This window comes from Actinokineospora sp. (assembly GCF_050699995.1).
GTDB lineage: Bacteria > Actinomycetota > Actinomycetes > Mycobacteriales > Pseudonocardiaceae > Actinokineospora.
The window spans coordinates 1-1,686 of record NZ_JBOHGC010000304.1; the positions used below are offsets into that span (position 1 = coordinate 1).

The window sequence follows — 1,686 nt, forward strand, 5'->3', positions numbered from 1 at the left end:
ACGCCGTGGCGAGGAGCAGGTTTATATACGTCCCGGTTCTGGGGGCGCCAGTCGACTGTCGCACCGGCCCGAGTCTCCGGCCGCGACCGACTGGCGGACAGGACCAATACGCGCCGATTGGTTGCGAGTGAACCAGGTATCCGCGACCGAGGTCGTCGGCATGCTCGGCCGGTGGTCCGGCCCGCAGGGCCCGCTGCACGGCCTGCTGGCCGCCCGGCTCGGCAGGCTCATCGATGAGGGCAGGCTGGGCGCGGGCGCGCGGCTGCCCACGGACCGAGCGCTGGCGATGGCCCTGTCGGTGAGCCGCGGCACCGTGGTGACGGCGTACGAGACCTTGCGCGGGACCGGCCGGATCACCCGCGTCCAGGGCAGCGGGACGGTCGTCACCGGCCCCGGGCAGGCGACGGCGGCGGGCGGCGAGACCGCGAATCCGATGTTCCTGCACCTGATCGACGATGCCGACGACGTCGTCAGCATGACCAGCGCCGGACCCGACCACGTCTCGGGCGAGATCACCGACATCCTGCACCGGGTCGTCGACTCGCTGCCGCGGCGCTCCGAGGGCGGCGATCTCGGCTACCACCCCGCGGGCCATCCGTCGCTGCGGGCCGCGCTGGCGCGGTGGTACCGGGAGCGCGGGGTGCCGACCGACGACGACCAGATCCTGGTCACCACCGGCGGGCAGCAGGCGCTCTCGCTGATCACCCACCTGTTCGTGCGGTCGGGCGACGGGGTCGTCGTGGAGGCGCCGACGTACCCGGGGGCGCTGACGCTGTTCCAGAACGCGGGCGCACGGTTGTCGCTGCTGCCGGTCGGCGGCGGCGAGTGGGACGCGAACCGGTTCGCCGAGTTGGTCGCTGAGCGGCGGTCCGCGTTGGCCTATCTGGTGCCCACCAACCACAACCCGACGGGCGGGGTGATCCCGTCACTGGTCCGCAGACGCGTCGTCGAGGCGACGGCCGAGGCGGGCGTTCCCGTCGTCGAGGACGACGTGTTGGCCGGTCTCGGGTTCGCCGGGGAGCCCCCGCCGCCGCTGGCCGCGGCCGCGCACAACGGGCATGTCATCACCGTCGGCTCGCTCAGCAAGATCGTCTGGGGTGGACTGCGGGTCGGCTGGCTGCGCGCCTCGGCGGCCACCGTGGGAAAACTGGCGCGCCTGAAAGCCATGCACGACCTCGGCAGCGACGTCGTCAGCCAGTTGGTCGCGGTGGAACTGGTGCCCGAGATCGATCGGCTCAGCCGGGAACGGGCGGACGTCCTGCGGCAGCGGCACGACTCCCTCTGCGCGTTCCTCGCCGAGCGGCTGCCGGACTGGCGGTTCCAGCGTGCCCAGGGTGGACAGACGCTGTGGGTCGAACTGCCCGGTGTGGACAGCGGCTGTTTCGTCCAGCATGCGCTGCGGTTCGGTGTGGGCCTGCTGCCAGGCACCGTGTTCGACTCGCGCGACGCGGGCCGCGCACACCTGCGGGTGCCATTCCTCGCGCCGCACGACCGGATGGACCTAGCGACCGCGCGGCTGGTCGAGGCCTGGCGATCCTTCGCCCGCTGAGCACTGTGATCTAGTACGGCAGCAGCCATTCGGGGTGTGACCTGCGGGGATGTGTGGCTGGGGGCCTGCGTTCGGCATGGGGCAGCCGCCTGTTGATCATGTGTTTGTGAGAACAACAGGATCGCAGGCGGCTGCCG

General features: G+C 71.8%; 1 protein-coding gene. It reads left to right on the forward strand.

Features of this window, described 5'->3' with window-relative positions; all coding sequences use genetic code 11:
- The first annotated feature begins 127 nt into the window (after positions 1-127).
- A complete protein-coding gene (locus ACRDSQ_RS15205; RefSeq protein WP_431421794.1) occupies positions 128-1,549 on the forward strand; it encodes a PLP-dependent aminotransferase family protein in 1,422 nt (473 codons plus the stop codon).
- The last annotated feature ends 137 nt before the right edge of the window (positions 1,550-1,686 follow it).